Origin of the sequence: Lentzea sp. (assembly GCF_035525475.1) — a bacterium.
Classification (GTDB): Bacteria; Actinomycetota; Actinomycetes; order Mycobacteriales; family Pseudonocardiaceae; genus Lentzea.
Map to the genome: position 1 here is coordinate 54,396 of NZ_DATLEC010000251.1, position 18,087 is coordinate 72,482.

Below are 18,087 nucleotides of genomic sequence, written 5' to 3' on the forward strand. Positions count from 1 at the left end.
GTTAGCTGATTGCCTCAGGTCATTGGGATGTGGCGCTACGATCGCCCAGTGGACCTGGTCGGTGACGTGCTCCGGGTGTCCGGAGTTCGAGGCAGTCTTGGTGTCCGGATCGAGGCTGGTGGTAGCTGGTCGGTCCTGTTGGACGACTACCCCGGCGCGGCCCTGCACGCCGTCGTCGCAGGCGGCGCCTGGCTCACCGTCGCGGGCGGGGAGCCGCTGGAGCTGACCGCGGGGGACGTTGTGCTGCTCTCGGCCGGCACGCGGCACGGCCTGAGCAGCGCGCCTGATGCCGAGGCCAGGCCGTGTGATCCGGCGGAGGCGGCTCGCGTCCGGTCGATCGGGGAGGCGCTGCGGCTCGGTTCGCCGCCGGCGCGCACGCGGATCGTCACCATCCACTACGACTGCGATCACGCGGCCGGCACGCAGGTCCTCAACGAACTGCCGGACCTCCTGCACGTCGGTGCCGACGCGGGGGCGGCCGGTTTCGACGACACCGTGCGGCTGCTCGGCCGCGAACTGGCGCACCCGCAGATCGCGACGACCGCCGTGCTCAACAGCCTGGTCGACATCATGCTGATCCAGTTGATGCGCGCCTGGCTGCCCACCCGGCCCGCGGATCGGCGCGGCACCTGGCTGGGCGTGCTCGACGACCCGATCGTCCGCGAGGCACTGGAACAGATCCACGCCGATCCCGGGCGTTCGTGGACGACTGCCACGCTCGCGTCCGCGATCGCGGTGTCCCGTGCGACGTTGTCCCGGCGCTTTCCCGCCGCCATCGGGCAGAGTCCTGGCGCCTACCTGACGCGGTGGCGGATGGACCTGGCGGCCGCCAGGCTGCGCGACACCCGCGATCCGGTCGAGGCCGTCGCGGCCGCCGTCGGCTACAACTCGGTTCCCGCCTTCAGCCGCGCGTTCGTGCGCGCACGCGGTCAGACTCCTGGCCGCTACCGGGCTTCCCGCGACCGGCACCAGACCTCCCCGTGAGCAGTGGTGGCGGTCAGCGGATGAACGCCCTGCCCCGAAGATGCCTCCCGGCCTCGCATCGCTGCGGGACCTTCTCGCCGGCCCGCACGGCTCAGTGCGGCAGCACCGTCCTGCGTGGACCACGCCGGTTGGGGCGCCGGTCCTGGCGGGTCGGTGCTGCCGCGCTGCGGGTGCCCGGGATTCACGGCCGGTTCATGCAGTCCACCCAGGACTCGGTGGTGACGATGATGTCGGTCGGGAGGGTCTCGGTCACGATCCCGTCCGACACCCAGATGTGCGCGTGGTAGGTCGCCAGCGGCACTGTCGCGGGTCCTTGCACGCCGACGAACCCGTTGACGGTGATCGAGCCGTCGGGGTCGTGGAAGTTGGAGCCCGGTGGGAGGTAGTGCTCGGTGGCGGTCCATCCGGGAGGCAGCTCGCGCATCCCGTACTTGAGATCGGTGGTCCACTTCCCGCTCACCACGAAGATGAAGTAGGAGGCGTGGATCCTCCCGTCGGGACCTTGCTGAACGCACATCCGGCTGGTCCTGTCGAACTGCTCCAGGTGCCACGTCCTGGTCTGCGATTCCGTCTGCGCCGACGCGGCGACGGATGTGCCGGCCAGGGCCAACAGGAGCACTGAGGCCAGGACGAGCACCGATCTGGCGACCCGGAACATCACTCTCACTGAATCCCTCCCGAGACTGGCGCGAACACGATTCGGTTCACGCTAGCGACCGGATCTCAGAGCTCTCTGAGGCGACGCGTCACCCCTGTCAGCTGTGAATTGGTTCGCGGGGGCGCTGAACCTGGTGGATGACCTCCACCGTCACCAGGGCGTTCTCCGGGGTTTTCTCCGACAGCGGTTGCAGCAGCGGTTCGATGTCGGCCAGAAGTGCTTCCGCGGCACGGAAATCTTCGGCGAGGTGCTTGCGGTGACGGCGCAGCCGGTCGGCGGCCTGGCGGGCGTCCGTCCAGTGCTGCTCGGCGGCGGTCCGGGCGCGGGTGGTGATCTCGTCGGTTTCGGCGTGGGCGAGCTCGACCGTGCGGCGCCGCGGTCGCGACCGCGCCATCGCAGGTCACGCCTCGAAGTCGAGCAGATCGGGGTGCATTGCCCGCAACGCGGGCAGGTTCTTGTCGAGGCCGACGACGTCGCGGCTCTGGAAGAACTCGAACGTCGCCGCGAAGTCGTTCGGTTCCTCGCGCATCATCTCGTCCGCGCGCCGCAGGCCGATGTGTGCGGCGACCGCGCCTTTGCCGGGAAGACGTCGATCTTCCGCGATGACCGCTCCGGTGGAGGGATCCGGCCGTGTCCCCGGTCAGACCCGCTGGGACAGGACCTGGCCCGGCCAGTCGCGGACGGTGAAGGTGTCCGACTTGGTGAAGCCGTTGCGCTCGTAGTACGCGACCAGCTTGCCGCCGCCGCCCGCCCAGCAGTCCACGCGCAGCAGCTCGACGCCGTCGGTGCGGGCGATGTCCCTGGCCTTGTCCAGCAGCACCGAGCCGATGCCGTTGCCCGCGCGCTTCCGCGAGGTGATCAGCAGCCGGACGTAGCGCTCCGGCTCGTCCACCGGCGGCACGTGCGGGTCAGGGTGGTCGCTGACGATCAACGCGCCGGCGGGCACGCCGTCGTGCTCGGCGATCCACACCTGCCCCGAACCCATCAGGTCGCCGACGCGGGACACGCGCCGCGGGTCGGTCGACCACGGTTCGGTGCCCCACTGGGTGGGCTGGCCCCGCGCGACCATCCATTCGACGGCCTCGTCGAAGAAGGCGAGCAGCAGGTCGAGGTCCTGCCGGCCGCCGCGGCGCAGAGTCGTGCTCATGCGTTTCCCTTCCGGGTCGTGCGCCTGCTGGACGGCCTGGTCACCGGGGTGGGCGCCACCAGGGTGGACATGGCCTCCATGACCAGGTCCAGGACCTTGGAGAGCGCCTGCGGCCGGGCGGTCGAGGTCCACGTGGTCAGGGCCGCCTCGACGCATCCCGGTGCGGCGGCGATGACGGCCTGGGCACGCGGGTCGGAGTCGTCGGCCGGATCGGCTCCGAGGCGGCGTGCCATCTCGGGCCGGAGGAGCACCTGCCAGCGCGCGCTCAGCCTGGTTCGACCCCATCACCGGATGGTACTACCGACCTCCGACGGCTCCCCGTGCGCAAGTGCGACCCGGTGCCGTCACGGCCTGGTCCGACGAGCCCGCAGTTACGCGGGTGGTCATCGTCCGTCGAGCCCCAGCAACATCCGCCCGAGGGCGCCAACGGCACACTGCACAACTTCGCCTACGAGATCGACGACTGACCACGAGCGGACTACGTGACTGGAACGAGACCAGGCGTCGGTATTTGGACGCGACAGTGGCCGCCTCATCCACGTGACGGTCCAAACCGGTCACTCCAGGAGGTTCCTGATGAGCCGAAAACTGTCCTTGCTCGCGGTGCTGGTGGTGTTGCTGGGCGGCTTCGCGTCGGTCGGTCCCGCCTCTGCGGCGCCGATCGTGTCGAAGTCCTTCACGTGGGCCCAGCGCAGCGAGGGAGACTGCACGCGGTCCAGCCTGACGTGGACCTTGAACTCGGACGGGGTGGCCTCGTTCGACGGGGTCTTCAAGAGTTCGAGCGACGACGACGCCTGGCTGATGTGGGCGCACATGAAGGACGCGGCCGGCCACGATATGGGCTTGATCAGCAATGCCGACAACCAGAGCGCGGACGGCAACAAGTTCATCCTGAACATGCCCGACCACAGGCAGTGGTACCGGTGGATGGGCCACGGCAGGTTCGACCCTGTCAAGTTCAGCCTGATCACCGGAATGAGTCTCGACAACCACTGTTGATCCAGGGCGATGCGGGTTCCCGGCCTCAGCGGGGAACCCGCGTGTCCGCGGAAGATGATCAGCCTGTTCCGGGATCGATGTTGTCAGGAGTTCTCAGGGGACCACCACTCGCGTTCCCGGCAGCACGAGCCGGACCTCGACCTCGGGGGCGAGGCGGGCGACCTCGTCGGCGTAGTGGCGGGGGTCCTGGTCTCCCAGGGTCAGCATGCGGTCGGCCAGCTGTCCACTGTGGAAGGCGTAGTGGTGCGGCACGGCCATCGCGGGCTTCAGCACGGCGGTGAGCGCCGCGGCCTGCTCGGCGTCCATGACGACCTGCTCGTAGTTCATCGGCCGGATGCACAGGCCGTTCGTCGGAAGGATGGCGAGGTCGATCTTCCCGAACCGGTCGGGGATCTGGTCCAGCTCGGGTACGCGCAGGGAGTCGCCTCCGAAGAAGACCGTGCGCCCGCCGGACTGCAGCACGAAGGTGACCTCGTGGACACCGTGCTTGCCCGGCGTCGCCGTCACGGTGAGATCGCCGACGGTGGCGGACTCCCAGGCCTCGACCACCCGGACGTCGCTGAACCCCTTGGCGCGGGCGATGTCCGCGACGGTTCCGGGGCCGATCACCGGGGTGGTGAGGTCGAAACCGCCTGACACGAGCGCGTCGAGGTCGCAGTGGTCGTAGTGCTCGTGGCTGATGACGAGGGCGTCGATCCGGCCGAGGGTGGCGACCGAGGCGGCAACGGGCTCACCGGGGTAGTAGGTCGCCTTCTGGGTGAACCACGGGTCGGTGAGGACCCGGAAGTCGCCGAACTCGATCAGCTGGCAGGCGTGTCCGATCCGGGTCGCGCTCAGGGTGGTGGTCTGGGTGGTGGTCACCGGGAGTTCTCCTTGCTGTGGGGTGTTTTCAGCGGTTGCCGAGGTCGAGCAGCGCGCCGAGCAGTTCCTCGGGCGTCTCGACCTGGGGGAGGTGTCCGCTGCGGGGGAGCACGGTGAACGTGGAGAGCGGGATCGCCGCGGCGAAGGCCTTGCCGTAGTCCGGGGTGACGATGCGGTCGCTCTCGCCCCACACGACCTGCACGGGGATCGCCACCTGGTTGAGGCGCTCGATGAGCGTGGGGTCGGACATGGCGGGGCCGGTGTACCCGATCAGGGCCTGCAGGTCCGGGCTGGGGCCGGGGGCGCCGGTGGCCGGCGGTTGCGGCGCCTTGCGCGGGTCGTGGAACGAGAGCTTCTGGATCTCGGGCAGGGACATCCCCCTGAGGTCGGCCTGCGGGTGGCCGTCGACCTCGATGCCGACCGCGTCGATGATCACCGCGCCGCTGACGCGCGGACTGCCCAGCAGGGCGATCTCGGCGGCGAGCCAGCCGCCGAAGGAGTTGCCGACCACGGTGACGTCGGAGAGGTCGAGCTGGTCGAGCAACGCGACGTAGGCCTGGGCCAGTGCGGCGACGCCGGTGAGTCCCGCGGGTTTCGGCGTGCCGCTGAAACCGGGGTGCGTGGGCAGCAGGACCCGCGAGTGGGTGCGCTCGGTGAGCAGGCCGGCGAAACCGGTCATCGTCGCCACGCCGCCACCGCCGTGCAAGAGGAGGAACGGCCGGGTGCGGTCGTGGTCCTGCACGGCGATCTCGACCGTTCCAACGCCGGTCTCGAGGGTGTGGGTGCCGGTGCGGGCGGGCCGAAGACTGCCGGCCGCGGGGGTGGAAGACATGTGCAGCTCCAAGAACATCAGGTTGCTTACCTAAGGAACCTTAGATCAGGTTTTCTATATAAGCAACCTGTCTTCGATCAGGTAACCTGAGTCGCATGCGACACCGTCCGGCCGAAGTCGGCCTTGCCGTCAAGCGCTTGCAGCACCGCCACCACCGGGCGCTCAGCCGGGCGCTGGCGCCGTTGGGGCTTTCCCTGGTGCAGTGGGACACGCTGCGCCACCTCCACAGCAACCCGGAGGCCTCGCTGCACGCACTCGCGGTGCTGACCTTCCAGACCGACCAGTCGTTCGGGTCGCTCGCGACGCGGATGGTGGACCGCGGTCTGATCGAGCGAGTCCCTGGACCGGGCCGAGCGGTGAGGCACCGGCTCACCGAAGAGGGGGAGAGGCTGCGGGTGGCCGGTCAGGAGCTGGCTGACGGAGTCGTGGACGTCTCCTTCCAGAACCTCTCGGCCGAGCAGCTCGACCAGCTCGGTGATCTGCTGGACCTCGCGCTCGGTCCTGATCCGGCCGACTGACCTCCGCCCGGACGAGTTCGGGGCAGGAAGTGGGCTGCGGGCAGGAAGTGAGACGTTCCGCCGGCGAACACCCGCCGGCCTGATCGATCACTCCACAACGGACTCGGTCGTCCTCGTGGAGGTCTTGTGAAGGTTTCGCCCCCACCACCCCTGCCGGTGGCATCCTCGGGTGCATGAGACATGGGGGCAAGGTCCTTGCCGCAACAGCCGTTCTGGCCGGCCTGGTCGTGAGCGGCCCGGCAGTGCAGGCGTCGGAGGATCCGGACTGCGCCGCGGGAGCGCGGTTCACCTCGAACTACACCGAGGCGGCGTCGGGGTTGCGCGTGATGTCCGTCGAGGTCGCCAACTGCGGTGCGGAAGCGTTGCAGCTCAACGGGTATCCGCAGGTGAGCCTGTTCGACGTGGAGCGGCGGCCGCTGGACGTCGCGATCCTCGAAGGCACCGGCGGCATCACGATCCTCGACGGTTTCAACGATCCGCCGCAGCCGATCACCGTGCAGCCGGGGGAGACTGCCGGCAGTGCGTTCGTGTGGCGGAACACCACCACGTTGCTGGAGCCGCCGCAGGTCGCCGAGCACATCGAACTGGTGACCGCTCCAGGCGCCGTTCAGCAACCGTTGATCGCCGTGTCGCCGCAGCGGAGCATCCACATCGACCTCGGCAGCACGGGACGGATGGGCGTTCGCGCCTGGTACCGCTAGCGGTATCGGGGTGCGCTACCGGGCGGTCTCGGGTACGGGATGAAGTGTTCGAGTCTTGCGGACGGGCGGCATCTCGCGAAGACCGATGCGTCGGTGCAGGCGGCGCATCGGTGCGGGAGCCCACCACGCGTGGCGCCCGAGCATCCGCATGCCGACCGGCATCAGCACGCCGCGGATGAGTGTGGCGTCCAGCAGGACGGCCAGCCCCGCTCCGAGGCCGAACATCTGGACGAAGCTCACGCCGCTGATGGCGAAAGCGATGAGGCTGACCGCGATCAACGTCGCGGCGGTGGACACGAGCCGGCCGGTGCGGGACATCCCGAGGATCACCGCCGCGTGGTGGTCGGCGCCCTGGTCGTGGGCCTCCTTGATCCTGCTCACCACGAACAGCTCGTAGTCCATGGACAGTCCGAGGATGATGGTGAACATCAGCACCAGCATGCAGATGTTGAGCGGCCACGGGGTGAAGCCGAGAACCTGCGACAGCCATCCCTCCTGGAAGACCAGCACCAGCACGCCGAGCGTGGCCGACAGGCCGAGGACGTTGAACGCCAACGCGCGCAACGGCTGGAGAAGGCTCCCGGTGAACAGGAACAGCAGGGTGAACGTGGTGATCGCGATCAACGCGATCGCCAGTGGCAGCCGGCTCCCGATCGCGTCCTGGCTGTCGGCCAGGAGCGCTGCCTCGCCGCCGACCAGGACCGTTGTGCCGGTCGGCTCCGGCAGCGCGCGGATCGCGCCGATCAGTTCGCGCGCCCGCGCGGAGCTGGGTTCGGGTTCGGCCGCCACCAGGAGGCGCTGGCTGTCGGCGTGGACGAGCGTGGCGCCGGCGGGAGCCGGTCCGCTGTCGTGACCGCGGACGAACGCTCCCGCGCTGGACGTCACGCGCAGCACGCCGGGAAGCTCGGAGATCCAGCGCGCGTGGTCCGCGACCGCGGCCTGCTGGGCAGTGCCCTGGATGACGATCTGGATCGCCCTGCTGTCCCCGTTCCGGAACTGGTCGCGCACCACGTCGCCCACCACCCGGCTGTGGGCCGAGCTCGGGAGCATCCGGTCGTCGGGCATGCCGAGCTCCGCCCTCAGCAGCGGCACGGCTGCCAGCAGCAGCAGGACGACCACCGGCGCCCCGGCGAGCAGCGGTCGCCGCATGGCCGTGCCGGCGAGCCTTCCCCAGAAGGCCGACCCGGCGCCGAGGGGGTACCGGTGCGCCCACGGCAGGCGGCCGGCGTCGACCTTCGGTCCGAGCACGGTCAGCAGCGCGGGCAGCACGAGCACCGCGCTGAGCGTGGAAGCGATGACCACCCCGATCCCGGCGTAGGCGAACGAACGCAGGAAGTACATCGGGAACAACAGCAGCACGGCGAGCGAGACGGCCACCGTGACGGCGCTGAACACGATCGTCCGGCCGGCGGTCTGCACGGTGCGGATCACTGCGGCGGACGTGTCGAGCCCGGCGGCCAGCTCCTCGCGGAACCGGCTCGTCGTCAGCAGCGCGTAGTCGACGGCCAGGCCGAGGCCCATCCCGACGGCCATGTTGACCGAGTAGATCGACACGTCGGTCAGCGACCCGATGACCGACAACCCGGCGACGGTGCACACGATCGCGATACCGCCCATGAGCAAAGGCAGCATCGCGGCCACGATCGTGCGAAAGGCGAGCACGAGCAGCAGCAGGATCACCGGAACGGCGATCAGCTCGGCCAGCAGCAGATCGGTGGCGAGCTGCCGGTCGGCGTCCAGCTCCACCGCCGCCCTGCCTCCGATGTGGACGGTGATCGCGCCTCGATCGCCGGCATAGCGCTCACGCAGCCGCTCGACGGTGTTCTCGCTGCTCGCGAAGGCACCGGAGAACTGCCCGAGGGCGAGCGCGTGCCGGCCGTCGCCGGAGCGCAGCTGCGGCGTCCCGGTGGCGAAGTAGGAGGTCACGTCGGACAGCACCGGGTCGGCCGCCAGGCGCGCGGTCAGCTCGCCGCCCGCCTGCCTGACCGCCGCGTCGTCGACCGTGCCCGTGCGGGCGGTGATCAGGATCAGGGCGTTGACGCGGCCGCCGAACCGCTCCTCGATGAGGGTCTGCGCCTTCCAGGACTCCGAGCTCGGATCACCGAAACCGGACGTCGTCAGAGCGCCGGAGGCAGTGGCACCGAGCAGTCCGGCACCGATCACCACCGCCACGCCGGCCAGGAGGACAGCACGTGCATGCCCGGTGACGAACCGGCCGATACCTCTGAACACGCAAGGACTCCCTCTGCGTCGGATGCCGGTGGACCGCTTGCTGTCGCACCGGAAACTATTGCCACCCGGTTTCCGCGGCTCCTCGTGTCGCCCGATCGAGCGTCCCTCAAGGGTTGCCAATTGCGATGTTTCGGAGTCCGAGCGACGGAGTTCCGCCTGAACCGAGGGACGGACAGGACATGACCTGTCCGTCCCGGCTCGGCTACCTCGCGCAGAGGTGCACGGGCTAGGAGTCGCTGACGGTGACGCTTCCGGTCAGCAGACCGCCTCCGGCCGCCCTGACCGGGCCGGCCGTGCGCCCACCATCGCGTCCCGGGGTTCGAAGCCCGCCCGATCCGCGTCGAATCGCCAGGTCACCTCCGATGGACAGGAGCGGTGACGGGGGAGAGCGAGCAGGGCGAGCCACCGGATGTCGCGGCCGGGGTGCTCGAGCTCGGCGTCCTGCACAGCCTCGGCCACCCCCACCTCGCCCTCGGTCAGCACGACCAGACCCGCGCGGTGTGGCGGGAAGCCCTGGAGCTGTACCGGCAGCAGGTCGCGACGCCGACACCGCACGCGTTCGGCGGCAGCTCGACGACCTCGACGAGGCCAGCGGACAGCTGTGACGTGGCCGGCCGCGGGGCTCGTCCGGGCGTCGCGATGGTCCAGGGCGGTCAGGCGGTCAGGCGGCCCTGCGGCCGACGGCTGTGCCTGCCACCCGGCCGCCGCGCCTCGGCCGGCGCCTCAGGATTCGCACCCTGCCCAGGCCGCGCGGGGTGACCGGCGGATCGGGTGTCGGCCGTACAGCGGGCACGGGGCGCGGCATTCGGTCACGACAGCAGGGCAGTTCGGCCGACTCTGACGTTGAGTGACGGCGGCCAGACCCGGATGGACCTTGCTTCAGCGTTCAAGAGAGGCGAATTCTGTGGTTCGCGCCAGCGTTCTCCGCCCACTGGCGCCGAAACGACAAGAGCCGCCGCCTGTGATGTCGGAGGTACTCATGTCCTCACCGGCCGTCGGTGTGGATGGGCGGGTGTGGCAGCGGCACGCGTGGTGCCCGCCGCACAACTCAGACCGCGAGCGAGCGACCCGTCCGTCCGGACGCCGGCACTCCTCGGCCTGATCGGCACCGGTGACCACAGCAGCCCGTCGGGTACCGCGACGGTGGACTGCGCCAACGAGCCTCACACCGTCTTCTTCCGCCGCCATCGGTTGACCATGACAGGAGAGCACATGCGCCGGAGAACGAGCGGTGTCTTGATCGTGACCGCGGTGGCGGCCACGGTGGCGGCCGCGATCATCACCGATCCCGTGTCAGTGCAGGCGGTCGACGCGCCCGCGTGCACGGTCGGGTACCAGGTCGACCAGTGGAGCAACGGCTTCGTCGCACAGGTCAAGGTGACCAACAACAGCGACCCCGTCGACGGCTGGACGCTGACGTGGACCTTCGCCGGTGACCAGCACGTCACCTCCGGCTGGAGCGCCGACCTCAGCCAGTCCGGAAAGGTCGTGACCGCGCGGAACCAGGCGTTCAACCGCGGCATCGCCACCGGCGCGTCCGTCCAGTTCGGGTTCCAGGCGACCTTCCAGGGAACCAACGACACACCGGCGGACTTCGCCCTCAACGGCGTGCGGTGCAACGACACTAACCCGCCGACGACAACAACCACGACAACGACAACAACCACGACAACGACACCTCAACTGCCACCAGCAGGTTGCCCGACTGGCGCGTTCTGCGACGGCTTCGAGAACCAGACCGGGACGACGCCGGCAGGCGACTGGTCGTTGGTGTTCCCGAACTGCCAGGGATCCGGCACCGCGACCGTCGACAGTTCGACGGCGCACAGCGGCACCAAATCGGTCCGGATCAACGGTCGGGCCGGCTACTGCAACCACGTGTTCCTCGCGACGTCCAAGGGGACGGGCGGATCCGGTCTGTACACACGGTTCTACGTGCGGCACACCACCGCGCTGCCGGAGGCGCACGTGACCTTCGCGGCCATGAAGGACACCGCCGACGGCGGCAAGGACCTGCGGATGGGCGGCCAGAACCGCGCCCTGCAGTGGAACCGCGAGTCCGACGACGCCACGCTGCCGGAGCAGAGCCCCGCCGGGGTGGCCCAGAGCACCCCGCTGCCGGTGAACCAGTGGACCTGCGTGGAGTTCGGGATCACCGGCTCGGAACTGCGGACCTGGGTCAACGGCAACGAGGTGCCGGGTCTGCGCGCGGACGGGGTGTCCACGCCGGACGTGGACGCGCAGTGGCTCCGCCGGAGCGGGTGGCGGCCTGCCCTGAGCGACTTCCGGCTCGGCTGGGAGAGTTACGGCAACGGTGACGACACGCTGTGGTTCGACGACGTCGTGATGGCGGCGTCGAGGGTCGGGTGCTCCTGAGACTCGGCCCGCGCTTACAGCCGGCACGATCAGGCAGATTCCCGATCGTGCCGGCCGGCGTTGTTCCTGCGTCCAGGACCACATCGCCGTTCGACGGCGGATCCGGCCTGAACGCTGGTCAGAAACCAGAAAGTCGGTGATCGCCCGCAGCGCGTTCGTCACACCCCCGTCTGCTGGCTCCGATCCGGCTCGTCGCGCTGCGGCAGCATCAGCCGCACCGCCACCACGCCGAGCGCCGCGGCGGCACCGGCCACCACGAACGCGAGCGTGGCCGAGACCTCGACCAGGAACCCGCCCACCGCGGACCCGATCGGCATGCCCGCCACGTTGAGGCTGATCGACACCGCCAGCACCCGGCCCAGCATCACCGGATCGGTGCGGCGCTGGCGCAACGTCAGCAGACCCACGTTGACCAGACCGGACGCCAGGCCGATCACCACCAGGCCCGCGATCAGCCCGCCGATGCCCGCGGCGGCGACCACGGCCGCGACCGCCGTGATCGCGATGCCCGCGACCATGGCCGCGCGTTCGCGGCCCTCGCGCAGGACGTTCCCCGCGATCAGCGCGCCGACGACGCCCGCGACACCGGCCGCGCCCCACAGCAGCCCGGCCCCGGTGTCGCCCACCACCGTCGGCACCACGATCACCAGCACACCCCACGCCACCTCGTAGAGCCCGTAGGACACGACGAGTGCGCGCAGCACCGGATGCGTCAGCACGTACCGCACACCCGCGACCGTGGACCGCAGCAACGGACCGCGGTCGATGTGCTCGGGCCGCCCGGCGGGCAGCACCACCATGAACGCGAAGGCCACCGCGTAGAGCACGGCGACGACCACCAGCGCGACCGGTCCGCCGGCCAGCGCGAACAGCGTGCCCGCGAGCACCGGCCCGAGCACCTCGACCACGTTGAACACGCCGATGTCCAGCGCGTTCACCCGTTCCAGCGCCCGGCCGGGCACCAGCCGCGGCAGCAACGCCCGCACACCGGCGATGTTCAGCGGGCTGGTCAGCGAGTACAGCGCGGCCAGCACCACGATCGGCACGATCCCGCCGGGCGCGAACGCGAGCGCGCCCACCAGCACGGCGCTGACGAACAGGTCGATCACCACCGACCGCCCGGCCCCGACCCGGTCGAGCAACGCGCCCGCCAGCGGGCTGACCAAAAGACCGGGCCCCGCCGCGGCGAACACCGCCAGTCCGGCCAGCGCGGGTGAGCCGAACCGGTCGAGCACGTGCAACACCAGCACGAGGACGAACATCTGCTCGGCCAGACGGGAGAACAGCGCCGCGCCGAGCAGCGGCGCGACGTGCGGCTCGCGCAGAACTCGGCGGTACGTCAGCGTCGTGGTGGTCGGGTCAAGTGGTTCCGGCACGGCTCGACCGTAACGTCCGACAACGCCTGGACTCATCCCTTCGCCACAAGCGAAGGCGGCATGGCGCCCTGGAACACCAGGCCGTGCAGCGCCAGTGCTGCGACGAGTCGCGGGCCGGTGCGCAGCCTGCCGATCCCGGCCACTGCCTGTCGAGAGGACGAACTCCGTGCTATACCTCGTATTCAGAGGTATCGGCCTGTTACGCGGGGTTCCACCGCACCGGCGTGGAGGAGTTCCTCGGCGTGCGGTCGGTCAGCGTCACCTCCGAGGTCGCACAGGTGGCCGACGGCGAAGCCGTGGTCGAGTCGGCACGGGTGCTGGAGGTGCTGGCCCTGGCCGACTCGCAGCCGGCGCTCGCGGACCTGGAGCTCTACCTCGCCGACCCGGATCCGGTGGTGCGCCGGGCGGCGGTGTCGGCACTGACCGAGGCGGTGCCGCAGGGGTTCGAGTTCGCCCTCGTCCAAGCCATGGCGGACAACGAGACGCGCGCCGTCGCGGCGGCAGGTCTGCGCGAACTGGTGGAGGTCGTGCCGGTCTCACCGACGACGACCTGGAGGTCCGGCAGGCGGCCGTGCGCGCGTACGCCAGGCGAGCGCTGGGGTGAACACCGTGGTGAGCGCGCGTGCTGTTTCCGGTCTACTTCGGACTCGCAGAACTCGGTGAGCGTCTCGTCCCACGACGTGCCGGCGGCCCGGAGAGCCGCTGTCGCAGGGCGTTGCCGTACAACTCGTGGGCGAGCACGCTGGTCTGCCGGTGCGCGCCCGCCGGCAGGACGATGAAGCTCGCGAGCTCGGTGCTCAGATCGGCGCCCGCGGCCTCGATGATCCGCTTCCGGCGGTGAGGATCGTGCCGCCGTGCCATCTTTCCCTTCCTTTAGTGGTCCGGTGGGCCTTCGCGCAAGAGCCGTTCTCGCCGTGGACCACGATGCGGAACGGTCCTGACCGGAGATGTGTACGTCAGTACATTCACCGGGGTGTCCAAGATCCTGGCGTCACGGTGGCTGCTGGTGCGGCTGAGCGCCGTCGCGGCGTTGTTCCTGGTGTGGCAGTTGGTCGCGCTGGCCCAGATCTGGCCTGCCGCCGTGCTGCCGAGCCCCGGCCAGGTGTGGCAGCAGCTGCTGTCCACATCGGACTTCACGAACGGTCAGGGCGGCTATGCCGGCTCGACGCTGGCCGAACGGCTCGGCGTCAGCCTGCGGCGGGTCGGCTACGGGTGCTTCTACGGCGTGCTGCTGGGCCTCGTGCTCGGCCTGGCGATGGGGCTGATCCCGGTCGTCCGGGCGGTCACCGAACCCGCCGTGGCGTTCCTGCGCGCCCTTCCGCCGCTGGCCTACCTGAGCCTGCTGGTGATCTGGTTCGGCATCGACGAGGAACCCAAGGTCTACCTGCTGATGATCGCCGCGTTCCCGCCGGTGGCCGTGGCCGCCGCGGCCGCGGTGAGCGGGGTCAACCGGCAGTACGTCGAGGCGGCGCAGGCGTTGGGCGCCAACGCGTTCGACGTCATCCGCGCGGTGATCCTCCCCGCGTCGGGGCCGGAGATCCTGACGGGTGTCCGGCTGGCCGTCGGCATCGCCTACAGCTCCGTGGTGGCGGCGGAGACCGTGAACGGCGCGGACGGGATCGGCGGCATGGTGCTCAACGCCCAGCGCTTCAACCAGACCGCGGTGGTCATCCTCGGTCTCTTCGTCATCGGCATCACCGGCCTGGTCATCGACTCGCTGATCGTGGCAGCCCAACGCGCGTTGTCCCCGTGGCGCGGACGCGCCTGATATCGAGGAGTCGTTCATGCCGATCTCGCGCAGAACCATGCTCGCCCTGCTCGCTTCCACGCCGGTGCTCGCGTCGTGCGGCGTGGGCGGCTCGTCGGCGACCGGCGGGAAGAAGGTGCGGGTCGCGTTCCAGAACTTCGCTGACAGCACGCTGCTGGTGAAGGACCAGAAGACGCTGGAGAAGGCGTTACCGGACCATGAGATCACCTGGACCGCCTTCGACTCCGGTGCGAGCATCAACACCGCGTTCCTGGGCGGTGCGATCGACCTCGCGGTCATCGGCAGCAGCCCTGCCGCCGCCGGTCTCTGCCCGCCGCTGAACATCCCCTACCAGGTGATCGAGCTGCTGAACGTCATCGGTGACAGCGAGGCACTCGTGGTGCGCAAGGCCACCGGGATCACGAAGATCTCGGAGCTGGCCGGCCGCAAGATCGCCGCACCGTTCAGCTCGACGGCCCACTACAGCCTGCTCGCCGCGCTGGAACTGGCCGGGGTGGACGCGGGTTCGGTCACGCTGGTCGACCTCGAGCCGCAGAACATCCAGGCGGCGTGGCAGCGCGGCGACATCGACGGCGCCTACGTCTGGACACCGGTGCTGAGCGTCCTGCAGCAGGACGGCGTGACGCTCACCGACAGCGCCAAGCTCGCGGCCGCCGGCAAGCCGACGCTCACGTTCACCGTGGCACGCAAGGAGTTCACCGACACCAACCCCGACGTGGTCGACAAGTGGCTGGCCGCGACGAACGACGCGATCAAGCTGATCAAGACCGACCCCGCGGCGGTCGCGGCCGCGGTCAGCCGGCAGATCGGCATCGGCGAGCCCGATGCCCTGGCCCAGCTGAAGCAGAACATCTACCTCGACCACGACGAGCAGCGCGGACCCGACTACTTCGGCACCGCGCAGGCGCCAGGACAGCTTGCGAACCGCCTGCGCGACACGGCGGAGTTCCTGCGCGCGCAGAAGAAGGTCGAACAGGTGCCGGACCTGACGACCATCCAGGCCGCGCTGCGGGCGCCGGGGGTCGGGCGTGGCTGACGTCGCCGAGCTGCACGGAGTCGAACACGCCTACCAGACGAAGGCAGGTCCGGTGCCGGCGCTCGGCCCGCTGGACCTGGCGGTGGCCCCGGGGGAGTTCCTGGTCGTCGTGGGCCCGTCCGGGTCGGGCAAGAGCACGTTGCTGCGCATGCTGGCCGGCTTCGAGCGTCCGTCCACAGGGGAGGTGGCGCTGCTCGGCCACCCACCGGTGCCGGGCCGCGAGGTGGGGGTGGTGTTCCAGCAACCCCGGCTGTTCCCGTGGCGCACCGTCGGCGGCAACATCAGCACGGCGTTGAAATGGGCCAAGGTGCCGAAGCCGGACCGACCGGCGCGGACGGCGGAACTGCTGTCGCTGGTCGGTCTCGACGGCCTCGGCCCGAGACGCACCTGGGAGATCTCCGGCGGCCAGCAGCAACGCGTCGCCATCGCCCGCGCACTGGCAGCGCGTCCCCGGTTGTTGCTGATGGACGAGCCGTTCGCCGCGCTGGACGCCCTGACCAGGGAGCGGCTGCAGGAGGACGTGCGCTCGCTCGCGGGCGACGGCAGGTCGGTCGTGTTCGTGACGCACAGCGTGGACGAGGCGGTGTTCCTCGGCAGCCGCGTCATCGTGCTCACCGACCGGCCGGGCCGGATCGCGTTGAGCCTGCCCGTCGACCTGCCCCGCCACGGCCTGCCGGCCGACGAACTGCGCGGCTCGCCGCGGTTCGCGGCCCTGCGCGGGGAAGTGTCCGCCGCGGTGCGGGCGACCCTGTCCGTCCAACCCGGCCAGCTTGCGGAGAAGTCGTGACGCTCTCGTTCGAGGCGGTGGCATGGACCAGCCCGGCGACGTTCAGCGATTGTCCGCTGACTGCCACCGGGCCGGAGGTCTGAGTCGGCTGCCCACCAGGACTCGCTGCGCGGTGTGGGCGGCCTTGGCCTCAGCGGACAGCTCGGCCCGTCGAAGTCACCGAGGTCGCGTTCCGGCTCTTCGCCGAGCAGGGCTTCGGCAACACGACCGTCGAGCAGATCACCGCCGAGGCCGGGCTGTCGCGCACCACCTCCCGGCGTCCCCGAACCTGATGCAGCTGCTCAGCGACGCCTGTGCCTTGATGACCCGCCGGTGGGAGAAAACCCAAGGCTGGCAAAGCATGCTGGTCGCGGAGATTGCCCGCCGGCTCGGCGCGAAACCCGCCGACGAGTTGCGCGCCAACGCCGTCGTCGCCGAGGAAAGGACCCAGGTCGTCTCGGCTGATCGCGCACGGGTGCGACGGCCCCGATCAGGGCATGGATGGTCGTGTTGAATTTACGCGTGACTGCTTCTATTCCTGGAGCAAGATTGTTGTGCGAAAAAAACCCGGTGCGCGTCCAACGCGCTACAGAGGTTTTGGGCAATAAATTCACCCTCTTCTCCCGGAAGTCGCTTGTACATCTCGGCCACCCGAACGGGTCTGGCGTGAATGGCATCTCAGGAAATGTTCAGAACGGCATTTCCGTAATAGATTGATGGTCGATGGCATCATCGGCAGACGCAACCGCGCGATAGGGCGGAAGTCGTCGTCGCGGTGCAGTAGCGAATCGATGTGCGGCCCGGAACGCTCCGTGCGCCGCGGAACGGGTAGCCGCAAGAGGTTCAGCTCACCCGTCGGTGTGGCCGGTGTGCGCGGCACAGCGGAACCGACCGCGCTCGCCCTTGTGGAGGGCACCGGGTCGGTCATCGACCGAACGAGGGGCAAGCCCGTACGTCGCCGACGGTGGCCAGGGGTGTGTTGACGCTGGTCACAGCGTCGCCTGCCCTACCGCCCATCCGCAATGCCCAACGTCGCGTCAGGACGCTGGGCACACGGTGATCTGCCGTGACGCGTTGCGCTTCGTAACATTGAGAACAGACGAGTGCAGATTTCGGAGCGAGGTGTTCGGTGACTTCAGACGAGACGGCGTCGACGGCCAGCATGCAGACCAGTGACCACGACGGCGTGCTCGTGGCAGTGATCAGCGGCGAACTCGACATGAGCAGCGTTGATGCGATCGGGACAGCCCTGTTCGACCACTTGGACAAGCAACCGGACGGGTTGGTCGTCGAGTTGGCCGTGGACTTCATGGGCTCATCCGCGTTGTCGATGCTGCTGGAGCTCCACGGGCGGTCACAACGTGCCGGAGTGGAGCTGGCGATCGTGGCTGCGCAGGTTGCGGCGGTACGTCCCCTGATGGCCAGCGCCCTGGGCCAGGTGCTGCCGTTGACCCAGTCGGTGGACGAGGCCGTGAAGTCGATCCGAGAGGAACGGGAGTCGCAGCAGAAGCCTGTTCAGTGAACCTGCACGGGCGTAGGCGAACCAGTCGGTGAAATCGCCGGTGCAGACGATGTTGCGCTGGGTGCCGAGGCTGGCTCGCCGGACTCGGTGGAGACCGCGCACGTGGTCTGGCCGGGCTTGACGTGCGGTGCGTTGAGCAGCCAGCCGCCGCGCTGTGTGGTCGTGCGGCACGGGCGGCTGAAGACGCCGGCGCTCGTGCCGCGCCCATCAGGCTCTGCGTCTGATCCTCAGCAGCACACACCGAGTTCGGCGGCGGCCCGCGCGGGGCGTCGACGGTCGCTTTGTCGGTGACCTCGGCCTCGCCGTCGACG

Annotated in this window: 21 protein-coding genes and 1 pseudogene; 13 read left to right on the forward strand and 9 right to left on the reverse strand. The window is 69.7% G+C overall.

Annotated elements, in window-relative coordinates:
• Positions 1-48 precede the first annotated feature (48 nt).
• A complete protein-coding gene (locus VM306_RS38360; protein ID WP_325523909.1) occupies positions 49-984 on the forward strand; it encodes an AraC family transcriptional regulator in 936 nt (311 codons plus the stop codon).
• A gap of 181 nt (positions 985-1,165) precedes the next feature.
• Here the strand turns inward: VM306_RS38360 and VM306_RS38365 are convergent, their stop codons facing one another.
• The 5 genes from VM306_RS38365 to VM306_RS38385 form a co-directional block, all read right to left on the reverse strand.
• Complete coding sequence (locus VM306_RS38365; RefSeq protein WP_325524024.1) at positions 1,166-1,642, reverse strand: DUF5980 family protein; 477 nt, start codon at positions 1,640-1,642, stop codon at positions 1,166-1,168.
• A gap of 97 nt (positions 1,643-1,739) precedes the next feature.
• The gene (locus tag VM306_RS38370) at positions 1,740-2,036 is read right to left on the reverse strand and encodes a hypothetical protein (RefSeq protein ID WP_325523911.1); all 297 of its coding nucleotides are present in this window, start codon (positions 2,034-2,036) and stop codon (positions 1,740-1,742) included.
• A gap of 6 nt (positions 2,037-2,042) precedes the next feature.
• Positions 2,043-2,171: a hypothetical protein gene (locus tag VM306_RS38375; protein WP_325523913.1), complete on the reverse strand. Its 129-nt coding sequence runs from the start codon at positions 2,169-2,171 to the stop codon at positions 2,043-2,045.
• A gap of 111 nt (positions 2,172-2,282) precedes the next feature.
• Positions 2,283-2,789 carry a GNAT family N-acetyltransferase gene (locus tag VM306_RS38380; protein ID WP_325523915.1) on the reverse strand — a complete coding sequence of 169 codons (507 nt, stop codon included), beginning with the start codon at positions 2,787-2,789 and terminating at the stop codon, positions 2,283-2,285.
• Entirely contained in the window at positions 2,786-3,022 is a 237-nt protein-coding gene (locus VM306_RS38385; RefSeq protein WP_325523916.1) for a hypothetical protein, read from the reverse strand. The genes VM306_RS38380 and VM306_RS38385 overlap by 4 nt, the downstream gene beginning before the upstream one ends.
• Positions 3,023-3,392: 370 nt before the next feature.
• Here VM306_RS38385 and VM306_RS38390 point away from each other — a divergent pair, with 370 nt between their 5' ends.
• Entirely contained in the window at positions 3,393-3,788 is a 396-nt protein-coding gene (locus VM306_RS38390) for a DUF6294 family protein (protein WP_325523918.1), read from the forward strand.
• A gap of 93 nt (positions 3,789-3,881) precedes the next feature.
• Here VM306_RS38390 and VM306_RS38395 read toward each other — a convergent pair whose 3' ends face one another.
• The gene (locus tag VM306_RS38395; RefSeq protein WP_325523920.1) at positions 3,882-4,649 is read right to left on the reverse strand and encodes an MBL fold metallo-hydrolase; all 768 of its coding nucleotides are present in this window, start codon (positions 4,647-4,649) and stop codon (positions 3,882-3,884) included.
• 28 nt (positions 4,650-4,677) lie between these two features.
• Positions 4,678-5,481, reverse strand: coding sequence for an alpha/beta hydrolase (locus VM306_RS38400; protein WP_325523922.1), 804 nt, complete (start codon positions 5,479-5,481; stop codon positions 4,678-4,680).
• Between the two features lie 95 nt (positions 5,482-5,576).
• On the opposite strand from VM306_RS38400, the gene VM306_RS38405 reads away from it, so the two are divergent.
• Together VM306_RS38405 and VM306_RS38410 are read left to right on the forward strand one after the other, a co-directional pair.
• Complete coding sequence (locus VM306_RS38405) at positions 5,577-5,999, forward strand: MarR family winged helix-turn-helix transcriptional regulator (protein ID WP_325523923.1); 423 nt, start codon at positions 5,577-5,579, stop codon at positions 5,997-5,999.
• Between the two features lie 173 nt (positions 6,000-6,172).
• On the forward strand, positions 6,173-6,700 hold the full coding sequence (locus VM306_RS38410) for a DUF4232 domain-containing protein (protein WP_325523925.1): 528 nt from the start codon (positions 6,173-6,175) through the stop codon (positions 6,698-6,700).
• A 15-nt stretch (positions 6,701-6,715) separates the two neighbouring features.
• Here the strand turns inward: VM306_RS38410 and VM306_RS38415 are convergent, their stop codons facing one another.
• A complete protein-coding gene (locus tag VM306_RS38415) occupies positions 6,716-8,932 on the reverse strand; it encodes an MMPL family transporter (RefSeq protein WP_325523927.1) in 2,217 nt (738 codons plus the stop codon).
• A 375-nt stretch (positions 8,933-9,307) separates the two neighbouring features.
• Here VM306_RS38415 and VM306_RS38420 point away from each other — a divergent pair, with 375 nt between their 5' ends.
• Both VM306_RS38420 and VM306_RS38425 read left to right on the forward strand, forming a co-directional pair.
• The gene (locus tag VM306_RS38420; protein ID WP_325523929.1) at positions 9,308-9,691 is read left to right on the forward strand and encodes a hypothetical protein; all 384 of its coding nucleotides are present in this window, start codon (positions 9,308-9,310) and stop codon (positions 9,689-9,691) included.
• Positions 9,692-10,144: 453 nt separating this feature from the next.
• Positions 10,145-11,308: a cellulose-binding domain-containing protein gene (locus VM306_RS38425; RefSeq protein ID WP_325523931.1), complete on the forward strand. Its 1,164-nt coding sequence runs from the start codon at positions 10,145-10,147 to the stop codon at positions 11,306-11,308.
• Between the two features lie 158 nt (positions 11,309-11,466).
• Here VM306_RS38425 and VM306_RS38430 read toward each other — a convergent pair whose 3' ends face one another.
• Complete coding sequence (locus tag VM306_RS38430; protein ID WP_325523932.1) at positions 11,467-12,684, reverse strand: MFS transporter; 1,218 nt, start codon at positions 12,682-12,684, stop codon at positions 11,467-11,469.
• A gap of 224 nt (positions 12,685-12,908) precedes the next feature.
• Here VM306_RS38430 and VM306_RS38435 point away from each other — a divergent pair, with 224 nt between their 5' ends.
• From VM306_RS38435 to VM306_RS38465, 7 genes and pseudogenes are all read left to right on the forward strand, one after another.
• A complete protein-coding gene (locus VM306_RS38435; RefSeq protein ID WP_325523934.1) occupies positions 12,909-13,463 on the forward strand; it encodes a hypothetical protein in 555 nt (184 codons plus the stop codon).
• Between the two features lie 194 nt (positions 13,464-13,657).
• Positions 13,658-14,452, forward strand: coding sequence for an ABC transporter permease (locus tag VM306_RS38440; protein ID WP_325523936.1), 795 nt, complete (start codon positions 13,658-13,660; stop codon positions 14,450-14,452).
• Positions 14,453-14,468: 16 nt separating this feature from the next.
• On the forward strand, positions 14,469-15,488 hold the full coding sequence (locus tag VM306_RS38445; protein ID WP_325523938.1) for a glycine betaine ABC transporter substrate-binding protein: 1,020 nt from the start codon (positions 14,469-14,471) through the stop codon (positions 15,486-15,488).
• Complete coding sequence (locus tag VM306_RS38450; protein WP_325523940.1) at positions 15,481-16,275, forward strand: ABC transporter ATP-binding protein; 795 nt, start codon at positions 15,481-15,483, stop codon at positions 16,273-16,275. Before VM306_RS38445 ends, VM306_RS38450 begins: the two co-directional genes overlap by 8 nt.
• A gap of 173 nt (positions 16,276-16,448) precedes the next feature.
• Positions 16,449-16,547: pseudogene (locus tag VM306_RS38455) on the forward strand (TetR family transcriptional regulator); the annotation flags it as partial.
• On the forward strand, positions 16,547-16,768 hold the full coding sequence (locus VM306_RS38460) for a hypothetical protein (protein ID WP_325523941.1): 222 nt from the start codon (positions 16,547-16,549) through the stop codon (positions 16,766-16,768). The pseudogene VM306_RS38455 and the gene VM306_RS38460, both read left to right, overlap by 1 nt.
• Positions 16,769-17,416: 648 nt before the next feature.
• A complete protein-coding gene (locus tag VM306_RS38465; RefSeq protein WP_325524025.1) occupies positions 17,417-17,776 on the forward strand; it encodes an STAS domain-containing protein in 360 nt (119 codons plus the stop codon).
• The last annotated feature ends 311 nt before the right edge of the window (positions 17,777-18,087 follow it).